Source organism: Sphaerochaeta globosa str. Buddy, from assembly GCF_000190435.1.
Taxonomy (GTDB): Bacteria; Spirochaetota; Spirochaetia; order Sphaerochaetales; family Sphaerochaetaceae; genus Sphaerochaeta; species Sphaerochaeta globosa.
In genome coordinates this window covers 383,874-406,138 of record NC_015152.1, presented here as the reverse complement: position 1 = coordinate 406,138, position 22,265 = coordinate 383,874, and the positions used below count along the sequence as shown (strand labels likewise).

19 protein-coding genes are annotated in these 22,265 nt (G+C 43.0%); 1 reads left to right on the top strand and 18 read right to left on the bottom strand.

Annotation, left to right across the window (positions count from 1 at the left end; translation table 11 throughout):
- Positions 1–269 precede the first annotated feature (269 nt).
- Positions 270–1,277, top strand: coding sequence for an IS1/IS1595 family N-terminal zinc-binding domain-containing protein (locus SPIBUDDY_RS01865; RefSeq protein ID WP_013606063.1), 1,008 nt, complete (start codon positions 270–272; stop codon positions 1,275–1,277).
- On the opposite strand, the gene SPIBUDDY_RS01860 is transcribed toward SPIBUDDY_RS01865, so the two are convergent.
- The 18 genes from SPIBUDDY_RS01860 to SPIBUDDY_RS01775 all read right to left on the bottom strand — a co-directional run bounded on the left by SPIBUDDY_RS01860 (position 1,274) and on the right by SPIBUDDY_RS01775 (position 22,262).
- Entirely contained in the window at positions 1,274–1,684 is a 411-nt protein-coding gene (locus tag SPIBUDDY_RS01860) for a polysaccharide biosynthesis protein (RefSeq protein WP_013606062.1), read from the bottom strand. The genes SPIBUDDY_RS01865 and SPIBUDDY_RS01860 overlap by 4 nt on opposite strands.
- Positions 1,675–2,955: an O-antigen polymerase gene (locus SPIBUDDY_RS01855; RefSeq protein WP_013606061.1), complete on the bottom strand. Its 1,281-nt coding sequence runs from the start codon at positions 2,953–2,955 to the stop codon at positions 1,675–1,677. The genes SPIBUDDY_RS01860 and SPIBUDDY_RS01855 overlap by 10 nt, the downstream gene beginning before the upstream one ends.
- 32 nt (positions 2,956–2,987) lie before the next feature.
- On the bottom strand, positions 2,988–3,782 hold the full coding sequence (locus SPIBUDDY_RS01850) for a glycosyltransferase family 2 protein (RefSeq protein ID WP_013606060.1): 795 nt from the start codon (positions 3,780–3,782) through the stop codon (positions 2,988–2,990).
- Positions 3,783–3,905: 123 nt separating this feature from the next.
- The gene (locus tag SPIBUDDY_RS01845; protein WP_013606059.1) at positions 3,906–5,288 is read right to left on the bottom strand and encodes a hypothetical protein; all 1,383 of its coding nucleotides are present in this window, start codon (positions 5,286–5,288) and stop codon (positions 3,906–3,908) included.
- 432 nt (positions 5,289–5,720) lie between these two features.
- Positions 5,721–6,482, bottom strand: coding sequence for a glycosyltransferase family 2 protein (locus tag SPIBUDDY_RS01840; RefSeq protein ID WP_013606058.1), 762 nt, complete (start codon positions 6,480–6,482; stop codon positions 5,721–5,723).
- Between the two features lie 12 nt (positions 6,483–6,494).
- Complete coding sequence (locus tag SPIBUDDY_RS01835; protein WP_013606057.1) at positions 6,495–7,412, bottom strand: branched-chain amino acid transaminase; 918 nt, start codon at positions 7,410–7,412, stop codon at positions 6,495–6,497.
- A 21-nt stretch (positions 7,413–7,433) separates the two neighbouring features.
- Positions 7,434–8,111, bottom strand: a complete 678-nt coding sequence (locus tag SPIBUDDY_RS01830; RefSeq protein ID WP_013606056.1) for a sugar transferase — start codon at positions 8,109–8,111, stop codon at positions 7,434–7,436.
- Between the two features lie 8 nt (positions 8,112–8,119).
- On the bottom strand, positions 8,120–9,322 hold the full coding sequence (locus SPIBUDDY_RS01825) for a type III PLP-dependent enzyme domain-containing protein (protein WP_013606055.1): 1,203 nt from the start codon (positions 9,320–9,322) through the stop codon (positions 8,120–8,122).
- The gene (locus SPIBUDDY_RS01820) at positions 9,315–10,154 is read right to left on the bottom strand and encodes an aldolase/citrate lyase family protein (RefSeq protein WP_013606054.1); all 840 of its coding nucleotides are present in this window, start codon (positions 10,152–10,154) and stop codon (positions 9,315–9,317) included. The genes SPIBUDDY_RS01825 and SPIBUDDY_RS01820 overlap by 8 nt, the downstream gene beginning before the upstream one ends.
- Before the next feature lie 131 nt (positions 10,155–10,285).
- Positions 10,286–11,746, bottom strand: coding sequence for a polysaccharide biosynthesis protein (locus SPIBUDDY_RS01815; protein ID WP_425358143.1), 1,461 nt, complete (start codon positions 11,744–11,746; stop codon positions 10,286–10,288).
- 663 nt (positions 11,747–12,409) lie between these two features.
- Positions 12,410–14,542 (bottom strand): 1,3-beta-galactosyl-N-acetylhexosamine phosphorylase, encoded by a 2,133-nt coding sequence (gnpA, locus tag SPIBUDDY_RS01810; RefSeq protein ID WP_155816029.1) that lies wholly within the window; start codon positions 14,540–14,542, stop codon positions 12,410–12,412.
- A gap of 71 nt (positions 14,543–14,613) precedes the next feature.
- On the bottom strand, positions 14,614–15,306 hold the full coding sequence (locus SPIBUDDY_RS01805) for a riboflavin kinase (RefSeq protein WP_013606051.1): 693 nt from the start codon (positions 15,304–15,306) through the stop codon (positions 14,614–14,616).
- A complete protein-coding gene (locus SPIBUDDY_RS01800; RefSeq protein ID WP_013606050.1) occupies positions 15,303–16,637 on the bottom strand; it encodes an APC family permease in 1,335 nt (444 codons plus the stop codon). Before SPIBUDDY_RS01800 ends, SPIBUDDY_RS01805 begins: the two co-directional genes overlap by 4 nt.
- Before the next feature lie 128 nt (positions 16,638–16,765).
- The gene (locus tag SPIBUDDY_RS01795; RefSeq protein ID WP_013606049.1) at positions 16,766–18,313 is read right to left on the bottom strand and encodes a sulfatase family protein; all 1,548 of its coding nucleotides are present in this window, start codon (positions 18,311–18,313) and stop codon (positions 16,766–16,768) included.
- Positions 18,314–18,316: 3 nt separating this feature from the next.
- Complete coding sequence (locus tag SPIBUDDY_RS01790; protein WP_013606048.1) at positions 18,317–19,159, bottom strand: carbohydrate ABC transporter permease; 843 nt, start codon at positions 19,157–19,159, stop codon at positions 18,317–18,319.
- Between the two features lie 8 nt (positions 19,160–19,167).
- Entirely contained in the window at positions 19,168–20,055 is an 888-nt protein-coding gene (locus SPIBUDDY_RS01785; RefSeq protein WP_013606047.1) for a carbohydrate ABC transporter permease, read from the bottom strand.
- A 61-nt stretch (positions 20,056–20,116) separates the two neighbouring features.
- The gene (locus tag SPIBUDDY_RS01780) at positions 20,117–21,451 is read right to left on the bottom strand and encodes an ABC transporter substrate-binding protein (RefSeq protein ID WP_013606046.1); all 1,335 of its coding nucleotides are present in this window, start codon (positions 21,449–21,451) and stop codon (positions 20,117–20,119) included.
- A gap of 67 nt (positions 21,452–21,518) precedes the next feature.
- Entirely contained in the window at positions 21,519–22,262 is a 744-nt protein-coding gene (locus SPIBUDDY_RS01775; protein ID WP_013606045.1) for a response regulator transcription factor, read from the bottom strand.
- Positions 22,263–22,265: the final 3 nt, after the last annotated feature.

Genomic DNA, 22,265 nt, shown 5'->3' with positions numbered 1-22,265 from the left:
GTGCTATATCTAATGAAATTTCCTGCTCCTCGAAAGAAAGAGTATACGAAGGTTAAAAAAGTTGACCCGCAAGCAAAAACTAAAGCTGGAAGAATATACGAAAAATATTTATTGTCACCTAAAAAGAAAAACCCTCTTTTGCACAGTGTTGGTAAACTGTTAGCAAAATATTGAAATTAGTGGTAAGGTAATAAGGCATTGAGAGGGCGATGGAGCAGAAGATGTGGTAGTACATGCCCCTTCTTCTCCCAATGCTTAGGACTACCACAATGCCCAAGCATATCACTTCATCCAGGAAGGAGACACCCTGGACCGGCAAGGACGATGCGACCCCGTTGCAATCATTCATTGATGCAATCAATCTGTCCAACTACAAGAAGAAGCATCCCTCAATTTCGGACACCGAAGAAAGTGAGCTTCTCAACTCCTATGCACCCCAGGAGTGCCGGTATTGCCAGAGCCTCAAGATCCAGAAATACGGATTCACGAGCAACCATGTCAGACGTTACCGGTGTTCGGATTGCGAAAGGACTTTCACGGTCACAACGGGCACCATATTCGACAACCACAAGATACCCATAAGCGAATGGGTGGATTATCTGCTCGGCTTGTTCAGGATGCAGAGCTTCAACTCAGTATCGAAATCAAACAGAAACAGCGACACAACAACGAATTACTGGACATCCAAACTCTGCCTTACACTCAGGGGATACCAAGATACTATTGTTCTCAGGGGAAAAGCTTACATCGATGAGACCTTCTACAAGCTGAGGAAAGAAGATATCCAGATGAAGGAGGATGGGCTGCAGTATCGTGGTCTATCACGAAACCAGATCTGCATGGGGATAGGATGCGATCTCTCCGGCCATGTTTTCTGTACCATCGAGGGGAACGGAAAGACATCCTCCAAGAAAACGTTGGAGGCATTCCTTCATCATATCGAGCCAGGGACAACCCTTGTCCATGATAGAGAGAAAAGCCATGACAGTCTGGTGAAAGACCTGCACTTGGTGAGTGAAGCTCATAGCTCGAAGTCGCTCAAAGGCTTGCCTGACAAGGAAAATCCAATGAACGAAATCAACCAGCGCTGTCGACAGCTCAAGCAGTTCCTGAACTCGCATTCCGGTTTTGACAGAGCCAATCTCTCTGATTACTTGAACCTCTTTGCTTTTATTGTCAATCCTCCCAACGACCCGTACAAAAAGATTGAAACTCTACTCAACAGGGTTTTCGAAAACCCTATTTCGCTCAGTTACAGAGAGAAATACTCAAACTAACGCTCTATTTGCAGTTGGCGACCAACACTGTGCAAAAGAGGGTTTAAAAAGAAAACTGATGCACTATCTCTAAAACCATAAACTAAAATAGAAACTATAATGGTACTAATCCCAACAATTGAGAGGGATGAAATATGGAAAAGAGAATAAGTAACATCATCCTTCTTCTCTTTATATTCTGCTAAATATTTTGGAACGGCAATCCCCATTGCCATCAAAGAAACATAAGTAACCACAGATGCTAAACGCCTAAGAATTCCATATACAGCATACTCCTCGTTTGTATAGCGAACTGCTAAAATCTTGTTTACAGCAAATGAAATTACAAGAACTAAAAGCTGGCCAACTATTGTTACTAGTAAATCATGATTCCATTCTTTCTCCTTCGTGAAATTGCCTATACCCATGCAAAACTTACCTTCTCAGAAATGATTGCAGCAAAAATACAAATAATAAATGCCAAAATATATGAGGTATAAACCCAAGGAGATATTAGTAAACTATGGAAATTAAAAAAATAGACGGACATAAGGAAAAACATTGAGAAAAGACTTTTTTGCGAGTACTTAATTTTGCTTGATGCAATTCCACTGAGTAAGCCAAGAAGAGCATAGAAAATAATTCCTCCAATAAGCCCAAAGTCCATAATCACCCCTCTATATCCAGTGAATACATTACTAGTTGCTCCCGGGAGAAGTTCATACACTCCCTGTTTCTTTGTACCTATCCCGATGAAATTGAATACAGCCATAAAGGTATTATATCCCATATCATGCCCACCTTCATTATAGTTGGCAAACCATACATCAAGAGCCTTTATTTCCCCAAAGCCGTAATCCATAAATTTTCCAACCACCACTTGCAGTGTCTGAAAGGATAATTCTCCAATTCGGATTGACATAACAAGAATCAATACAGCAACAAAGGCCATAGCTCCAAAAATTAATAAAACTATAGTCTTTGCTGAAATTATAGGATACGTTGCAAAGTTTCTTTGATAGCCAACAATGTAACCTGTAGCAATTAGAAATACACTAGCAACAAAACCTACTTTCGTATTTGTGTATAACATGATGATAACGATAGGAAGCAGGGAAAGTACGCATAGCATTTTTCTAAACTTCCCCTTTGAAATGCTAAGGAGATAACCCCCTAGCAATGGGGATGCATACGAAAAACACAGAAGAATCTGGGTAAATGTGCTGACAGAACTCTCAGAACCACTATAACGATTACTTGCGACTTTGGCATTCATAGCAAGAAAAGATTCAACACTTCTAAAACTTGAGAGGTTAAAACCATATGAAAAAAGTTGTAACAATGCACCAATAATGCCCAAACAAATAAATGTTGCTAAAAACATATAATACCGTCTATTGCAAGTATGTTGCTTAATCACAATAGTAGAATCATCTTTTGTATTGGTAGTCTGCCAAATCTTTATGTAAATGGAATTTCCAGCAAGAGTTCCCAAAACAAACACTAAGCACACGAAATCAAGCCATATAAAAACACTTCCTTCAAACTGGTATTCACCAAAAAAGAATTGGAATGCAACAAGAACCAAAAATAAATTCTCGATAAGAAACAAACTCGAGGCATCCCAAAAGTTCTTTTTCAAAGAAAAATTTAAGTAGAGAATAAGGAACAATATGATAATCGAGATAATTATCGTCATTTGATTCTCCCGATCATGATATGATAAAAAAACTATTTTCTGTGCTTTTCATACACATATATGTTGGATTTTTTCATTTCGCTTGATGAATTTAGTTTTGAGAATTTTTGGGATCCGTCTTCTTTGTGGAAAACCGAGATCCACTTTGTGAAATATACAGGGATTCCCAATTCTTGCAATTTATAACCAAGATCCACCTCTTCTCCAAACATAAAAATGTTTTCATCAAATAGTTGATCGATAGATTCAACCACTTTTAATGTAAGGACAAAAAAACAACCATGAACAGCAAAAACCTTTAAGAAGTCTTTTTTAAATCCTATCATACAAAAGATTCTAGTAATTTTGTTGATAGCTAATCCAATAGAAAATAGTGTTCTATGATTATATTTCAGCCCATTATAGATCAACCAAGATGAAAACTTATTGTTGAAGTAAGCTAAAGGATTCTGAAAAGATCCATTAATATTTTCTACTATGCCTCCAATGGCAGCAGAATCTAATTTATCTAATTCGTCCTGATGGTATTCTTTAATAATTATGTCTGGATTTGATATGACAACCCGATCAAAATCATAGTTATCCCTAGCAAATTGAAGTCCCACATTGTTACCATGGCCATACCCTTTGTTTTCCGTATTTACAAAATCGCAGTCATAATTTTCTGCGACTTTTTTAATCTGTAACATGGAGTCCTGATCATAGTAGCTATTAACAACAATAATATGATAATCAGCAACTGAATTCTTTATGCTTTTCAGAAAATCAACCAAATCATCAATATTTCGGTACACAAGTACTATGAAAATATCTCTAAATTTCTTCATATCTATCCTTACAAGAAAAAGCCAAACAACTCAATTTTCAAATTTACAGTTACTCTATTAGGACTGCTTACCGTCTTTGTCATAGAAATGAGCATAAGAGACGAAACTCTTCAGAGTATTTCGTTAACTATCAATTGTAATAGCACCAATAACTTTAATACCCATCTCATTGCAAATATCAATTTGATTTTTCAAATCTTTTGCATGTGTATAATCATAATGAATCATAAACAAAACGGACATTGAAGAGTTTAGCTTTTCTAATGATTCAATACTATTGCTAAATAGACCTGACCCAAAGGCCCCTTCGCCAAGAACAGTCAATAATTCACCTTGCTTAATCCGAACTAGTTTATCAGTAGGATCTCCACAGATAATAATTCTACTCTTATTATCAACAGCTAGAATCCAAGCCTTAACATACTCAATTGAATCAGAATAATTAGTACTTGTATGTGTCATCAAGTAAAAGAGTTTATCAAGTAGAAACTTCTTTTTAGGATTTTTCAAGCATGCTATTACTTTCATACCAAGAACATAAGATATATACTCTGGATAGCTTACTTTAAAGTTTAAAAGGCTACCTAGTACTAGGAAAAAAACGCCCAGGAAGAAACCAATAACACTGAAAACAGCTATTGTATTTATATAACTTATCTTAAGGCCAAATTCAGAGAAATTTGTATTTAAGTAATGCTTCTGTGCATTGCTTAACCGAATATTCCTCCAATCACTAATTGCTACAGCACTATTTGGATTGACACAAGAATTCATAATCGAAAGAATACGCTGTTCTTTCTTTTCATTCATACTAGTTATTAAATCAATAATACTTGAAGTATCGGAATTTGTAGCATTTGCACCAATTTTTATTAGTTCACCATTAAATTCTATAGAACTTATGAATGATTCAAATTCTTGAGAAAGACTGTTTATTAACGCATTTGTTTCATCTTTACCCAGAAAATAGAGTTTGATCACCACTTTGAAATTGGGATCAAATACTGCATTTTCTGGATTGTTATTACTTTCTACAAGAATTGAGAAGGTATCTTTGATATATGTTGCATCAATCTGACTAATTCCTACAATATTGTATAATTTTCTCCAAAGTTCTTCATCCTGAAAAAAGAGCTCAATGCTGTCGTGCACATATCCATACTTTTGCTGATTTCCAACAAACCCGCTGTACGACACTACCCCTTTATATACATCATTCTCATTTGCAAGAAGCAAAGGATTATTTCTATTATATTCCAACTGGCTCTCAAGTTCATGATAGTATTTTACAAAGGTTTCAAGATTTTTTTTCTGTGTAGGCTTTAGCTTAACTAAATATGTAGAACAAAGTCCAACTAAACCACCAATGATTCCGAATGAAAGAATCAAACACAATAGTATTCTCCATCTTCTTATCAGATTCCAAATAACATATACAAAACTGATGCCATCAGAGCCCGAATATGTCTTCAAAGAAATTGCCTCTACACATTCATTCTCAATCATAAATTATCCCCCTGCAAATTATTGCGGTAAAACAAACTTGATTTAAAAAAACCTCTGACAAGGCAAGTATCATGAGTGATTCCAAATATCTCTGCATATAGCGACAGCTTCAGATTAGAGAAAATTTAAAATAATAATCAAATTTCATCATTCCGATGATAACAAGGCGAATTCTAGTCCAATTTGTCCGATAATCTATGATAGAAGGAAAAATGAAGGGAAATCGATTAGTATAAAATTTTCCTTTTTTAAATCACTCATTCGTACTATCAATTCTTCAGAAGGACCTTCTCATGCAACTTGATTACTTAGTAAAATTTCAGAAAAAGCAATTTCAAACATCAATTCTATGTATCACATAAATCTATCATTCGCATTTCGCATAATGCTAGCATAATCACTAAAGAACATTATCGAGATACAATTTTTCTTCTAAAATAAATATTTCATCAATGCATTGAGAATAAAATGACTGACATTTAGTGTTGCAGAAACCTTTCCTATCTTTTCATCTTGAATTTGAATTTCCCACACTTGCTTTATACTTTTTAACTTATTTGAAGAGAGCGATCCGCTGACTACTCTATACTGGCTAAGAACCTCATTGATGCCATATGCAACTTCTCCATTTCTCAAAAGCATTAGCCAAGTGGCGTAGTCTTGACCTCCTCTTCTTAATGGCATGCGGAAATCTCCAAAAATACTTCTATCAATCACAACAGAAGATGTTGCAATTATTGTATTATGCAATAGATAGTTATAATCACAGACTTCCTTTATATGTCGTTTAGGTTTTATTAGCTTACCATCCTCATCTATCATCTCAATTGCTGCATAAGAGAATCCAGTCTCTTTCTCTTTCATGAGAGCAATCTGACGTTCAATCTTTTGAGGCAACCACACATCATCGCTATCCAAGAACGCAACATATTGCCCTTTAGCCAGTTCCAGAGCCTTATTCCTTGCAGCACCAGCACCTTTATTCATGTCTTGCAAATAATAGACAATCTTAATTTGTTCAGAAGTATAGCGATTAATTATTTCAGCAGAATTATCTTTGGAGCAATCATCTACAAGAATAATTTCTATATTCCTGTATGTCTGATTGATTACAGAAAACAAAGTATTCTCAAGAAATTTCTCCGCATTATATACTGGAATTATGACTGAAACTAAATCCTTAATAAATTCCATAACTACCTCAAATCAATAAATTGGAGTATTCCATTCTTGAGTTCCGCTAACTGTAGCTACTAAGTATTCTTTATGAAGCGCATTCGTAATTCTTCCTACTTCCCCTCTATTGATAACATATCGGTCAACACTGAGAACGGGAGTTATTTCCATAGCAGAGCCACAGAGAAAGGCTTCATCGCAAACATACAGTTCCGTTCGATTTATACTCCTCTCAATAATCTTCATTCCAATCCTTTCTGCTAATTTGATAACAGTGTCTCTCGTTATACTTTCAAGTACAGAATCCGTCAGAGGGGGAGTAACAAGAACGTCGTTTTTAACCATGAAGAAACACGAACCAGGACCTTCTGAAACCTTCCCTGCTTCATTCAAGAATATGCAGGTATCATAACCATTACGTATGGCTTCCCTCTGTCCCATACGGCTATTTATGTAATTCGCTCCGCATTTAATCCTAGGTGAAAGACTGTTATCATTGATCCGTGTCCAAGATGTAACGCAGCAGTTTAAGCCTTTCTTATTGTATTCGGAACCAGTTTTCCCTTTTGGAATAGGAGCAACAAACATATCAACTGGGCCTTCAGAGCCCCAAGAACCAAATCCATCAACGAACAATGTCTGCCTAACAGAGAGATTCTCTGAATACTCATTGGCGATTACGACATCAATGAGAGCTTTCTTCATATCTTCTTCAGTGTAGGGGCAATCCAGTTGCAACAACCTTGCAGATTTTAATAATCGCTCATAGTGATCATGGAGCCGAAAGGCATATAACTGTTTCTTTTCATCATTCCAATAACAGGGAATTCCTTCAAATACATTCAGTCCGAACTGCGCAGTTGGTGCAAGAACATTAATCTTTGCATCATTGACATTTAAGATTTCACCTTTGAACCAGATAAATCTATTACTCACATCTGTCTTCATATTTTTCATCCTTAGGAACACTCAATCCGGGAGATGGGCTATTCGAATAATTTCCTCTTCTGCAAATTTTGCTGCTTCAGCATCGCTCAAGTCTTCATTTGCTTTTGCTTCGTAGATTTCGTCCTTCCTGAACACTGCAAAAATTGAAAGAATAATCAACTTTAAATCAATCAGAACCCCATATTGGTTGAAAAGATCAATGTACTGATTATCCAATGTAACTTTTTCATCCCAATTGATGTCATTTCGACCTTTTACTTGTGCCAAGCCAGTTAATCCTGCTTTCATGGAAAACCGCTTTTTATATTTCTTGTTGAGGGTTCCAAATTCTCCAAGTTCATACACAACACTAGGCCTTGGTCCGATAATCGCCATATCACCTTTAAGAATATTCATGAGTTGCGGTAACTCATCAATGCTACAGTTACGTAAGAACCTTCCCAATCTTGTCACTCTTGGGTCATTCTCAAAATTAAACAAACCAGCATCCATTATCTCAGCGTTTACAATCATCGAACGAAACTTATACATCTCGAATATACGCCCATCTTTTGTCAATCTTTTCTGTCTAAAAAAAACAGGACCTCTCGAATCCAACTTGATAGCTATCGGAATTACAATCCATACGGGTAAAAGAAAAACAAGAGCAAGGAATGAGCCAACAATATCGAATAAGCGTTTAATAGCAAGATTAATCATATATACCTTTAAAATGTGAATGTGTGAAAAAGATCATCGAAGGCCTCACCTCGCTTCAAGATTTCCACCTCTGCTTCGCTGATATCCAGTACAGGGAAGTTGGGAAGAATAAACGGGGGCTTAAGAACTATTGAATAGGAGCCAGCATTGCCAAATATTACCATATCACCAACAGCAATATTACCTTGATAGTGACGATAGATATAGTCAGACTCAATACAAGTAAATCCACCAAAATCCAAGTCCTGAAAAAATTCTTGAACTATCCCACAACTAACTACTTCCAAGGGAGGATTCTTCTTGTTCAGTGTTGGATTTATGTTGTAGATACTTCCGAGTACAGTCGCAATCGCCTTTCCTCGAATGTTTTTGATATTCTCAACGGTAGTTGCGAATTGCATACAATCTCCAACAAGTGCACTACCTGGTTCAAGAATAAGCATCGGCCCATCATTACCGTATCGTTCAGCAAACAATGGAGCGATTTCAGCCGCATACTCATTGTACGTTGGGATATCTGAGTCAAATTGACTTTTTAGGGAATCGGCCATTTTTCCAAAAAGGCCTCCACCTAAATCAACAATTTCTGGAATAATATTCAAAGAATCTAGAAGTCTTATCATCCCTTCCGCCCTAGGTTTCCAAGTTTCCAGTTTTCTTGTTGCAAAATGGCATTGCATGCCATAGAGATGGATATTTTGAATCTTGGTTAGTGCCAAAGCTTCCTTGAAATCATCGGAGTCTACATCAAAACCAAATCTTGAGATAACGCCATCATTGATTTCAAAATTTACCCTAATTCCGATTTGTATTTTTTTTTCTGGATGCTTATCGGCAATAGTCTTGATGAGTGGAACCTCATACAGGGAATCAAGATTAACCTTTCCTCCTGCCAGAAGAAAGCCTTCAACTTTCGAATAATTCTTAATAGGTCCATTCCAGATAATTTTCTCCGGCTTAACACCTACTCGAAGTGCAATTTCCATCTCCATATCAGATACGACTTCTGCGTAACCGCCGAGGTCATTAACAATCTTACATAGCTTTGGCGTGTAATTCGTCTTGTATGAATATGCAATGTTGAATTTCGGATATATTAGTGAAAAGGCATCCCGTAATTCGCGAAAGTTTTCTCTAAACCTTGCAGAGTCTACCAAATAAAAAGCATTTCCGAATTCTTTTTGAAGTTTGAACAGTTGTTTCTTATTCATGAATACAAACCTTCCTCATCATCTCAACTACTGCCTTAACTCCAATCAAGACTTCTTCCTTATTCTTCAAAAGTGCTTCCTCATTCTGTATCGCAGCATACTCTTCAAAGGTCCTAAGTTTCTTCATATTCAATTCAAACACTTTGCGAATCTCTTCAATATCCTGAATATGGGCATTATCACAGAAAGTACGTGATAGAATCGCTCTTGTTGAGCCAAGACGATAGTGCTCCAATATTATCTTCTCAGCTGGTAAAAGGCCATCACCAATTTTTGCTATACCACCAAATCCATAAGGAATCCTAGCTTTTCGAATTTTTCTGCAAAGACTCTCTACAGTACCATCTGCAAGTAACTCAAACATAAAAGTCTTTCCTAAAGCGATGTGAAGATCATTTAATCCAATATGTATTTCGTCAATTCCTGAAAGATTGAGGACTTCGTCCAGACAATCAATAGCTTCTTTTGTTTCCAAAAGAAGTATCGTTTTTGTTCTATTAGAAACTACTTCAATAAAGGACTTAACTTCCTCAGGACTTCTCCACATGGGAAGCATTATTAGCTCTGCTCCGGCATCGATTACTTGATTAATTTGCAATACAGAATCCTCATTCCAAGGATTTACACGGACAAGCAACTCTGATGACGTAAGAATCTTGGAAATAGATGATATGTCTGAAATCGAATGATTTGATTTAACAGAGTTTATCCCCTTTTGTCTTTCTTCTTTGCCAAGAGTCTCAAGATCAATCCAAATTCTATCTACACCATTTTGCTCGGCGATCAATGCTATCTTGGGATTATTTGTAATGTACATCAATCTTAACGACATAAATTCATCCTGATATTTCCCTAGAAATGATTTTTTTTAAAGAAAATAATTGACATGCTATTGAAGTCTAGCACCTAAAAGCACCTTTAGTAGTTTTCCAAAATTTCTACAGATTGATAAAAAACTTAATCCTATTTGCTACCCTTGAACTCCGGTACCAACTGATGCAGCATCGCCAGCATCTCATCAGGGTTTCCATTCTGGAAGGTTGTCAGGTAGTGGTTGAGGAAGGTGAGCTCGGACAGCTCATGGTTGCTCACCTGCGCCTTGAAGACCAGCTTGTCCTCGGTGGCTATGGTCGTATCCTTGTTGGCCAACAGCTCCTCATAGAGCTTCTCTCCGGGCCTGAGACCCGTGACGATCACCTGGCTGCGGCCGTCGCCGTAGTACTTGACCAGCTTCTCGGCAAAGTCGTAGATCCTCACCGGCTGGCCCATGTCCAGCACCATGACTTCCCCGCCCTTGGCCATCGAGGCCGCCTTGAATACAAGACCCACGGCCTCGGGGATTGCCATGAAGTAGCGGATGATGTCCTTGTGGGTGACGGTGATCGGGACGCCCGCCTTTATCTGTTCCATGAACAGGGGCAGCATGCTCCCACGGCTTCCCAGCACGTTGCCGAAGCGCACGCACACCATTTCCGTCTCGGACGAATTGAGCATGCCAGCCATGAGCTCGACCACGCGCTTGGTGGCGCCCATCACGTTGGTCGGGTTCACCGCCTTGTCGGTGGAGATGACCACCACCTTCTCCACCCGGTGCTCCTTTGCGCTCTTGAGCACGGCATAGGAGCCCAGGATGTTGGTCGTGATGGCTTCCTCGGGATAGAGCTCCTGAAGCGGCACGTGCTTGTAGGCAGCCGCATGGAAAACCAGCTGCGGCTTGTACTGCTCCATGATCCTGTCGATCTTCTTGCGGTTCTTGATGTCGCAGACCACAGGGACGACCAGGTCGCTCCACTCCTTCTGGTAGTTGTGAAGCCTCAGCGACAGGTCGTGCAGCTCGGTTTCGTCGATATCCAGGAGGATCAACTGGGCGGGTCCGTAGGTCAGCAGCTGCTTGCAGATCTCGCTGCCGATGGAGCCGCCGGCCCCGGTGATGAGCACCCGCTTCTGCAGGACCATTTTCTTGATCGGCTCCTTGTCGATGCTGATCAGCGAGCGGCCCAACAGGTCACCGTAGTCGAGGTTTCTGAGGTCCAGTTCCTTGGCACCCTGCTGCATCTCAAACAGCGAGGGGATGACCTTGATGTCACAGCCTGCATCCCTTGCTGCATCGACAGCCTTAAGTATCTGCTCTTGGTCTATATGAGTAATTGCTATAATAAGTACTTTCGCCTGTACTTGAGTAATGGTGTCTGCAAGATTATCTAAGTTCCCGTATACCTTTATCCCTAATAAGTAGGTTCCCCGTAAGGAAGGATTGTCATCAACAAATCCTGCGATGTGATACGGTAAATTACCTTTTTTGTATTGCCTAACCAGCGTATTACCAAGATCCCCGGCCCCATACACCACAGTACGTGGAAATTGGGAACTTGTGCGCACAGATTTCTGTGCTTGAAGATTACGATAGGTAAACCTTACTCCCATAATGAAAAGAAATGAGAAGCCAAAATACACAATGAAAAAGGGAATCCACCGAGGATTATACCCCGTAAATATCAAGCTTGCGATACCACCGGTAAAGAGGAGAGGAAAGAAGCTGATAAAGCTTCTGTTAATGAGATCAATAGAACCTTCACTTACTCGAATATGGTAAAACTTACTGAAATAAAGCGTCTGCAAAAGTACAAGGGATGATAAGCCAATCACGATAAAACTCTTAGAAGGAAAAGAGCCAAATACTATCCAATCAGCAATCAGCCCACTAATAATGAATAGAATGGCATCAATGATAAGTAATGTCAGCGTTTTTCTGTATCGTGAATGTTCCGTTGAACCCATGCAAGTCCTCAATCAATCAATAATTTGGACAGACCTTCCCCAACCCAGAAAGTTCTGGAAACAGGGTGTATACAGCCACTCTTTTTTCGGGACGAACCCATAAAAAAGATGGTAAGGAATGAGACAAACTTGTCGTTCATATATCCCATCCCACGGCTAGATAGTAGCCTAGCATTCTATCACAAGCCTGTAAACTAGATTCAGGAATAAATCCATATCAACTGACTAGATTTCTTTGCTAATTGACATTTATATAAGCAATATATCAGACAATTGAAAAATCTTTAGTCAGATGTCCAAATACCAAGTCTATTCGTAAGATATCAAAGCCGTTGCAAATCCCTCCACCTCTGTAGTAATCATTCCGTTCGTTATACGAACATCCACACTCTGTTTCTCTTCACTTCCATTCACTAAAACCAGTGTCTTTGCTTCAGGGAAGTAGGCACAGTCAACCAGAGGGTTGTCTGTGCAGAAAAGATTCTCTTGTATAATACCCTGTTCAAGTATTGAACGCAACGCAAATGTATTATAGGGACTGTACCGATATTCACTGAGGTAGACGCCCTTCCCTTTTCCAAAGGACCGCTGCGTCACAACCGCGAAATCATCTACCGCTTGGAGTACCTTGGTCTCTCCATCGATTAGGTAGACACCTTCTTTCTTACGGATATCCAGTCTCAGTTTTGATGCTTCCTCTCCAACCTTCCAGAAGCCATGACACAAACGCCTGCCATCATCGACATCGACGCCCAACACAGGAGCCATTCTGAGATTATTGGCATAGCCCTGTACCGCTGAAGGCTCATTCACCCCCACAAAAGTACCGCCGGCATGCACCCATTCGGTAAGCGTCATTACAATCTTGTCGTCCTTCCAGTGATCTCCCCCGCTCCAGCTGCTACCGGCAAAGCCTGCATTGATGAGAACATCAATGGTTTCGAGGTTGTCTTTGGTTACCTCATCGAAGCTTAAAAACTCAACATCATACGGAAGACCTGCAAGGCTTTCCAGGATGTTGATCAAATCCAAGTCCGGATGTTCATGGAAGTGACCGCCACAGGTCCACGCCCGAAGCTTGCCCCAGCTGGTCAGAATTCCCACTTTCAGATTCACCTTGTAGACCGACGACCGTGTATGCAGGTCCTTGATCATCCTGAATTGCTTGGCAATATCGGCAATCGTATCGACAAAGTCAGGAAAGCCTTCGGTGAGGTGAAGAATACCACCCAAGCCGATACGATCAATAGGAGTACGGAGCAGTGCCCTTCTCACCTGCACCCAGTACTTCTGCGCATCGAGGGAGGGATTGCCCCCTTCCTTGAAGGTTGGAGCACCCCCCAACCCTACCGGGAAGAGATAGGGATGAAGTCTTAACTCATGAGTCAGCTTGCCAGGCACTGCGCTGCAGAGCCTGACTTCAAAACCTGAAAACACACATTTAATGATTCCATCGAAACCAATCGTACCGAAGGCCTCAGACTGAGGTTCCATACCCACCCAGCTGTCGTCATAGAACACATAGGCTTTTTTACCGTAGCGGTGGACAATGTCCACCAGCTCCTTGGCAAAGGAACAGACAAAACGATTGGTGAACCAAAGGTAATCCATCAGCTTCTGCTTCCAAGTGATATGGTTGGGATTGCGATACCCTTGGTTGATGAAATCCTCACTGGTAAGTCTATACCCATACTCAGAAGCAAACTGCTCGAGCGCCAGGGGACTGATAGTGAAGTCATACGAAGCCCAGTCGGTGAAGAGGAAGGGATTACGCTCATCACTACCCCAAATCCACACGAAGTTATAGAACAAAGAGGTGAACCGTACCACATCAGTCTCGGGATGCTCTTCACACCATGTAGTCAACCAATTGCGTAAATACGCTTGTACCTCAGGGTACCGAGGGTCGAGCTGCTTCAGCGGCTCCTTCTCCCAGCTATTGGTGACATGGTTGTACATGTTGATCTCTTCCCAAATCCGGAAAGCCAAAAAGTTCACACTGTAGTGATGCCACAGAACAGCCCCATGGATACGTACGCTGTTCGTCTCATCGGAATAGGACCAGTTGTTGCGAGGGACCTCGCAATTGGTAGTTCTGTCAAAAACCTGCCAATAGGAAACAGAGTCCTTATTGACTGAAAACTGCCTCGTAAAATACCCATTGAAAAGTGCAATTGAGACGTCTTGATTGGTAGCAAGCACTCGCTCACTTTCCAAAAAGACTTGTTGCTGGTATTGCGGATGGTTGTTGATAAACGTATTGTGTTCACGAATGATGCAGATGGTGGAGTAAACATCCATACCTGCAGAAAGCAGTTGCTCGGAGAGCTTGGTTCCATCACAGTCGCGAATTACATCGGAACCCCATTTCTGAGCCAACTGCAAAGTCAGCACTTCATACCCGGATTCTCCCGGCATGGTGAAAGAACCATAATTATACATATCTGACATTCTGCACAAAACCTCTCACTAGACGGTATCATGAGAATGGGTATACGTCCAGAAAGAAGCGTCTAAAGCAGGTTTTTCGCCATCACAAAGTGCACATCCTCATCCACCTTCTTCCTCACAGCCTCAAGGCTCTCGAACTTGGTGATGGGACGGATAAACGTTTTCAATTCCAGGCTTATGTGCTGTCCATACAGGTCTCTGTTGAAATGCAATAGGAACGTTTCGATGGTAATGTGGGGAAGGTTGTCCACCGTCGGCCTGAGGCCGATGCTGGTAACTCCCAAATACCTCACTCCATCTACAATGGTTATCGTCCCATATACCCCATGGGCTGGAAGGAGTTTCTCGTCGGCTATTTTCAGGTTGACGGTGGGCATGCCCACCGTTCTTCCCAATTGCCTGCCATAGACCACCTCACCACTGAGGGTATAGGGATAGCCCAACATGGCCTCGGCATCCTCAATCTGTGCCGCAAGCAGGGCTGTCTGAATACGCTCGCTGCTGATAGGAAGGTTGCCGTAGAGCATCGGCTTGAGAGAAAGAACCTTCTTGGAGGAAAGTTTGGGTACCTGCTGAACAAACTCAATGTGAGCCGTTGGCCCGGCATAGGCTGTGAGCAGAGCCTGTTTCTCTTCGAGGGTAGTCAGCACCTGCTTTGTTTGGGGTGGCAGTACGTACACGATAGCGGGCTTTTGGGAGAGGAGAGCCTGATGAGCCCTATGCACCCCGTCAAATACTCCATAGACAATGCTCATAAGCCTTGTCTCCGACCTCGATAGAGCAGCATTCCCAGCAGGTAATAGGCTACTGTGGCCGCCCACAGTTGCCAGCCTCCCTGCAGAATGCTGGGTACATAGCTTGCAACCAAAATAGCCAAGGTCACCACAGGAAGCACTTTCCCGCCGGGGGATCTGAAATGGTCGGCTTCAAGCAGGGGATATTTCTTGCGGGAAGCAAGCACAGTTATACAGACAATGGCAACCACAATGACGTTACACAGGGCTCCGAGGTTTATCAGAATATTCGTCAGCTGAGGAAACGCTGCAAACAAACCGGTGACCAGGACAACTACCAAGGTAGCAGTAAGAGGGGACCCTGAAGTCTTGCCTGTTTTGGCTAAGAACTGCGGTAACACCCCGTTCTCTGCACAGGAGAGCAGCGTATGGGCGGCAAGGGCCATGGTTACGATCATGGTGGTGATCAAAGCAAGAACTGCGGAGATGGAAATCAAGGGAGTCAAAAAGGAGAGCTTGGGAAGAAAGGACGCGGCAGCATACAAAGGTATGTACCGTAGTCCTTCATTAGCCTCAAGGAATCCCGCTGATACCAAGCCAAGGGTGGCAACCAATACTGTCAGGTAGAAAACCAGCACTGCGGCCATGGCGATTGCCATCGCCTTGGGCACGGTTTTGTTAGGGTTCTCCACCTCTCCCACCAAAAAGGAGAGAGCAACGATAGCCCCATAGGCAACCATAGCCAAAGGAAGAGCATCGAGAAAGCCGGTAACGCCTCCACTGCCTTGGGTGAAGAAAGGAACAAATTGTGTAGCATCCCAGCTTCCACTGGAGAATACGGCAATGGCAAACAGCAGTAATGTTCCACCCAAAAAGAGCGTCAATACGGTGGTAGCTCGACCGGTAATTCTGAACCGGGCAATGTTCAAACCACCGCTGAGCAGTACTGCAAGCAGCCCAAGGGGTACCTGCAATGAACCGAGAGCGGGAAATGCTACTCCCAGATAAATGCCGATATAGATGGCGGAAAAGGCAGCACCCGCAATACATCCAAAAAGATAAGCCCAAGCTGAAATCCAGCCCCAGAGTCTGCCTTGCTCACGAGTCTTTCCCAAGAGCTGTGCAGGGAAGTTGAATATACCACCGCTTTGTGGATAGCGCGAGGCAAGCTCGGCTGTCTGCAGCCCGTAGGCAAGCAGAATGAGTCCACCGAGGACCCAAGCAAGCAAGGAGGCAGGACCGGCTTGCAGGATGGTAATGCCCGAAAGCGAGAAGATGGCAGATCCTATCATTCCACCAACGAGAAGGTGCACACTGTCAAAGAGTCCAAGCTTGCTGTTTTTGCTACCCATCACATCACTCCTATGCTCAATGCCATCATACCGAGAGGAGCAAGGGGTGTTCAAGAAACAGGGAAACCGTTTCCAGCATTATCGTGAAGCAGTCTTACTTTTTAAATCTACTTCAATTCTCTATGAACTCAAGGTTGCAGAGCATCAAGCCAGTCTCTTCGATCCTTGGTGAAAAACAACGTCTGCTCATCAGAAGGAAACCTTCCATCCCATGGCATCCTTGAGAAGGGCCTTTGCTTTGGCTCGGTATGCACGTGATAGGGCTCCGAACGAAGGCTCCCTTTTTCATCCAGATGCAGCTTGGGATTGCCATATTCCGCTATATAGGACTCAGCCCAGTCTCTGAGAGATTGTCGAACCTGCTCATAGCGGGAATCCCCGGCAAGATCATGCAGTTCCATCGGATCCTTTCCCAGGTCGAACAGTTGCTCATAAGCCCCGTTCTGATAGAACAGATACTTATACTGAGCAGTCCTCACATGACTCATGGTATACGGGCTGTCCATCACCTCACTGAAAACCCGCTCATGTCCATCCTTTCCCTCAAGCATATCCAGAAGGCTGATTCCGGGACGGTCAGTATAGCGATGATTAAGACCAGCAGCATCCAGTATGGTTGGAAACAGATCGAGCAGACTGGTAAGCCCTTCATAACGGGTGCCGGCATGCAAATGATCCGGTAAGCGCATCAGCAAAGGTACACGCAGGCTCCCTTCAAATCCAAAGCACTTGTACCACAGCCGATGGTCACCCAACAAATCTCCATGATCGGATGAGAAAATCACCAAGGTGGAATCAGCAAGCCCTTGCTCGTCCAGAGCATCGAGAATTCTCCCTACCTGCTCATCGATGAACGTAATGTTTGCATAGTAATAGGCCTTTGCCTTTCTTCCAGCTTCTTCGGAGTACAGGTCGAACTCCTTCGCTTTACGATACGAAGCAAAATAGGGGTTCAAAGAGCAGCCATCCTGTTCAGACACCCAAGGCTCATCCATCTGGGCCGGGTCATACATAGCAAGCAGATGTTGCGGGCAATCGTAGGGGACATGGGGTTTTACGAAGGAAGACCACAAAAAGAACGGCTTATTCTTCGGCCTGCACTCCTTCAGCCATGCTACCGTCTGGTCTCCGCACCACTGAGTGACATGCGTTTCCTTGGGAAGTGGAGCAACCAGGGGCTTAATCTCGTTGTATCCAATCTCCGTGGGCTTGTCCCATCCCCACAGCTTGCGCTCAGCGAGGAACTTGTCATAATCATCGAGTACAATATCGTCTGCTTTCTTTGCTGTGCGAACACCACGGGTCTCCTCTGAAAGAATCATATGATGCATACCATACGTCTCTTCATAGGGTGTGTTGGAAAAATGCATTTTCCCAATAGCTTGGCAATGGTATCCACTTTCTGCAAGAAGACCGGCTATGGTTTCTCGGTTATCCACACTCTTCGGATAGGAGTTCTCCATACATTGCAATGCTGAACTGCTCTTACCTGTCATGACTGAAGCACGGGCAGGCATGCATAAAGGACACGGGGTTATGGCTGTTTCAAAGACCACCCCTTGGGCGGCAAGCCTGTCCAGGTTCGGTGTATGAATTTTCTGATTACCATATGCAGCCAAGGTATCCCACCGTTGCTGGTCTGTGAAAATCATAAGAATGTTTGGCTTTTCCTGCATGCTTTACCCCTTGAGACCGGTTGTTGCGATACCTTCCACAAAATATTTCTGCGCCGAGAAAAACAGGGCAACCACCGGAATGATGGAAACAAACGACATTGCCAGAATCTTGTTCCATTCTATAGCTGCCTGGGCATCGATGGACATACGCAAAGCCAGGGAAACCGGATAGTTGGCAATACTATTGATGTAGATCAAAGGATTGAAGAAATCATTCCAAGTCCACATGAATTGAAAGATAAAAACGGAAAACAACGCTGATTTGCACAACGGCAGGATAATCAACACCAAGATCCTGAACGAACCAAGCCCATCCATCTTTGCCGACTCATCGAGTTCCCGGGGAATTCCACGGATGAATTGGATCATCATGTAGTTGAAAAAAGCCGTAAAGGCAAACAACTGAGGGATAATGAAAGGCTTATAGGAATCCAGCCAACCGAAATCCCTGAACAACAAGTAGCGGGGAATGATGAGTACCGCGTTGGGCAGCATCATGGTGGAGAGCATCAAAGCAAACAGTAAACCCTTCCCCTTGAAATTGAACCGGGCAAATCCATAGGCGACCAAGGTGGAAGAAGCCATGGTTACTACGACGGTGGGAAGTACCATCTTGAACGTATTGAGCAAGAAGTAGCCGAAACTGAATTGACCTGTGCCTTTCCAGCCTTGCACATATCCTGAGAAATTCCAGACTTCAGGGAGCATCTTCAAGCTGGTAAAAATTTCCTTGTTGGACTTGAATGATGAGAAAAAAAGCCAAATCAAGGGGTAAATCATCACAAAACCCATCAAAGAGAGAAAGAGATAGGTGATAGCATTACTGCGTTTCTTGTGTATATTCATAGTCACCCCTACTCTAAATAATAGACAAATTTGTCCGATTTTCTGAATACCAGCATCGTCGCGATGAGGATGATGACAAACAAGAACCATGAGAGGGCTGACGCATACCCCATCTTGAAATTTGCAAAAGCTTCGTCATACAGCTTCATCATATATAAATACGTGGATCGCATCGGACCGCCATGGGTGATGACAAAAGCACTGGTAAAAGACTGAAATGAATTGATGAGCTGCATAATAAGGTTGAAAAATAGGGCTGGGGTAATCAGAGGCAAGGTAATAAAGAAGAATTCTTTCATTTTTCCTGCCCCATCGATATGACAGGCTTCATAGAGTTCCTTGGGTATCTGCTTCAAGCCGGCCAAGAATATGACCATGGATGAGCCGAACGACCAAACAACCAAAAGACTGATGGTAAAGAGCGCATACCGAGGATGCTCCAGAAAGGGGATTGCGGGAATTCCAACTTTTCCCAACAGAGAATTTACCAAGCCGGAGAGGGAAAACATGAACCTCCAGAGGATGGAGATGGAAACACTTGCTCCCAGGATCGAGGGCAAATAGTACACGGTGGTAAAGACATTGATGAACTTTAGATTGCGATTGAGCAACATGGCAAAGAACAGCGCCGAGACGATCTTCATCGGAACAGAAAAGAGCACATATTTGAACGTCACAAACAGAGAAGGAAAAAACTCCCTGTCAGAAGTAAACATGTACAGATAGTTGTCGAGCCCAACGAAGCGGGGGCTGTTGAACATGGAGAAATTGGTGAACGAATAGTAGAGCGAAGCAAGCAATGGGTAGGCTCCAAAAACCAAGAATCCAATTACCCATGGCAATACATACAGATACCCTTCATTGAGCGTCTGCCGTGATTTTATACTCTTTTTCATGCAAATATTCCTAAACGGAGTGGGGAGAACCCCCCACTCCACAATCTGATAACCTATCCAGTTATTTCTGTGCTGCTTTCAGTTCACCGAGCTTCCTGTTTACAAGCTTGACATACGATTGGGCAGCCTCTTCGGGAGTACTTCTACCGAATGCAACTGAAGAAATCATATCGGCACCGATTCTGGCAATCTCATTGTTTCTGATGAGCGTACCTTGGCCGATTCCCTCGCCTGCTTCATTGGCATACTGCATTGCCTTGACTACCAGCGGGCTGAGCAAGCCGGCATCGCTGAGCGCCTTGTTCTGTGCTTCACTGACAGGAATGCCACGAGAAAGCTTGAGAAGAATTCCTGCTTCGATATCAGTATTCATCCAATTGATGAATTTTGCAGCCTCGATTGCCTCAGCCTCTGTTGCCGATGCTGCAATGGAGAAAATCTGACCGACTTTTGTTTGGAAATACGGATCTTTTGCACCTTCAAGAATGGGAAGACGAATGACGGTTGCATCCTTCTTGTAATCGCCCATCGCATTCACATAATTCTCCAAGGTGGAGAGCATTCCGAACATAACGCCTGTCTGACCGCCAACCCATTTGGGGTTCTGGGGATAGTTGCCGGTATACAGTTCAAGCGTCCCAAGCGGCTCTACAACCTTCTCATCGAAATAACGCTTGAGGAAGCGGAAAGCTTCCGTTACCGTGGCTTCGTCATAGCTGAGTTGATAATCGGTTGCGTAAGGAAGACCGGTTTTCTGTACCAAATAGGCAAGGAACCAGTACATATGAATATCGGACGCAGCCATGCCATTCTCAAAGTACAGGGAAGGATCAACCTTCCTCAGTTCTGCACTGAACGCAAAGAAGTCCTCGAACGACCAGTTCTGCTCATAGTCGAAGCCGATTTTGTCCAAAACAGCCTTGTTGACGATCAGGGCATCCGTGTTGACCGAGGAGGGCAGAGCCAGGAGTTGTTCGTTGTAGATAACATTGCTTTCCAAAAAGCCCTGAGGGAAAATGCTCATATCAAGATACTGTCCATACTGCTTCAAATCCTTGACTACAGCTTTCCCCGACCATGCCGATTGCTCTCCCAGCCATGTGAAATGGTTCTGGAAAATGTGAGGGGCATTTCCTCCAGCAAGTTGGGTGTACAACTTCTCACGATAGCCATCCCAACCGCCATATTCACTGACAATCTTGATGTTTGGATTCAATTCCATATACCGCTGGGCAGCAGCAATATAGGCTTCATGGCGGCTGTCGCCACCCCACCATCCAAAGCGCAGCGTAACGGATTGCGGTCCAGCGGGAGCTGATTCCTTTGTCCCTGCTCCAAAGACCAACGTTCCCACCAATACAAGTACGAGACACAGCGCAAAAGCACGTGTTTTCATGTGGTTCCTCCTTGATAGTAATCAATACACCTTCAGTATCTCTTGCACGAGAAAGAGAACACCACATTCAATTCTTATCAATATGAGTCATTCCTTGTTCTCGGTACTCTGTAGGGGCATACCCGAACTGGGCCTTGAATGCCCTTGCAAAATTCGCAGCATTGCTGTAGCCGGTTTGGAGCGCAATATCTTGAATCTGTGTTCTATGATCAGATAACAAGCGTTTTGCCAGATTCATCCGTTCCTGTTGGCAATAGTCTGAGAAATGCATCGAAGTGCGGTCCTTGAACACCTTGGAAACATACGAAGGTGACAATTGCAAATGCGAGGAAATCGATTCCAAGCTCACCGAATCCAGATGGGTGAGAATATAGTTTTTAGCAGTCCGTATTACTGCATCGTCATCGGAGAGTGTTAGGCCGGCATCCGATTGTTTCTGGTCCAACTCATGCTTGAGGTGGCTGAATAACTCTTCCAGTTGCTTAAATCGGGTGGGTTTGAGCAAGTAATCACGGCAGCCATACCGCATGGCAAGGCGGATGTATTCCATATCCTTGAATCCAGTGAGGAAAATAATCGTCAGGCCAAGCTTTCGCTCCCAGACCTCCTTGGCAAAAGAAAGTCCATCCATAACCGGCATGCGAATATCACAGAGGACGACATCCACCGGATGGGAAAGCACATAGGCAAGAGCCTGTTTCCCATCCGCCAAAGCAGCCGCTACTGAAAAACCCACCGCTTCCCAATGATAGGAGGAAAGGCCGCTGCGAATAGAAGGCTCATCGTCCACAATCAATACTGAGTGATTCACCCG

Bases quoted from the DNA above. Each gene is read 5' to 3' on its own strand.
- SPIBUDDY_RS01845 (WP_013606059.1), bottom strand. From the start codon at position 5,288: ATGATTGAGAATGAATGTGTAGAGGCAATTTCTTTGAAGACATATTCG.
- SPIBUDDY_RS01815 (WP_425358143.1), bottom strand. From the start codon at position 11,746: ATGGGAGTAAGGTTTACCTATCGTAATCTTCAAGCACAGAAATCTGTG.
- SPIBUDDY_RS01785 (WP_013606047.1), bottom strand. From the start codon at position 20,055: ATGAAAAAGAGTATAAAATCACGGCAGACGCTCAATGAAGGGTATCTG.
- SPIBUDDY_RS01860 (WP_013606062.1), bottom strand. From the start codon at position 1,684: ATGGGTATAGGCAATTTCACGAAGGAGAAAGAATGGAATCATGATTTA.
- SPIBUDDY_RS01835 (WP_013606057.1), bottom strand. From the start codon at position 7,412: ATGAAGACAGATGTGAGTAATAGATTTATCTGGTTCAAAGGTGAAATC.
- SPIBUDDY_RS01825 (WP_013606055.1), bottom strand. From the start codon at position 9,322: ATGAATAAGAAACAACTGTTCAAACTTCAAAAAGAATTCGGAAATGCT.
- gnpA (WP_155816029.1), bottom strand. From the start codon at position 14,542: ATGTATAATTATGGTTCTTTCACCATGCCGGGAGAATCCGGGTATGAA.
- SPIBUDDY_RS01795 (WP_013606049.1), bottom strand. From the start codon at position 18,313: ATGCAGGAAAAGCCAAACATTCTTATGATTTTCACAGACCAGCAACGG.
- SPIBUDDY_RS01790 (WP_013606048.1), bottom strand. From the start codon at position 19,159: ATGAATATACACAAGAAACGCAGTAATGCTATCACCTATCTCTTTCTC.
- SPIBUDDY_RS01805 (WP_013606051.1), bottom strand. From the start codon at position 15,306: ATGAGCATTGTCTATGGAGTATTTGACGGGGTGCATAGGGCTCATCAG.
- SPIBUDDY_RS01850 (WP_013606060.1), bottom strand. From the start codon at position 3,782: ATGAAGAAATTTAGAGATATTTTCATAGTACTTGTGTACCGAAATATT.
- SPIBUDDY_RS01830 (WP_013606056.1), bottom strand. From the start codon at position 8,111: ATGATTAATCTTGCTATTAAACGCTTATTCGATATTGTTGGCTCATTC.
- SPIBUDDY_RS01855 (WP_013606061.1), bottom strand. From the start codon at position 2,955: ATGACGATAATTATCTCGATTATCATATTGTTCCTTATTCTCTACTTA.
- SPIBUDDY_RS01840 (WP_013606058.1), bottom strand. From the start codon at position 6,482: ATGGAATTTATTAAGGATTTAGTTTCAGTCATAATTCCAGTATATAAT.
- SPIBUDDY_RS01800 (WP_013606050.1), bottom strand. From the start codon at position 16,637: ATGGGTAGCAAAAACAGCAAGCTTGGACTCTTTGACAGTGTGCACCTT.
- SPIBUDDY_RS01865 (WP_013606063.1), top strand. From the start codon at position 270: ATGCCCAAGCATATCACTTCATCCAGGAAGGAGACACCCTGGACCGGC.
- SPIBUDDY_RS01820 (WP_013606054.1), bottom strand. From the start codon at position 10,154: ATGTCGTTAAGATTGATGTACATTACAAATAATCCCAAGATAGCATTG.
- SPIBUDDY_RS01780 (WP_013606046.1), bottom strand. From the start codon at position 21,451: ATGAAAACACGTGCTTTTGCGCTGTGTCTCGTACTTGTATTGGTGGGA.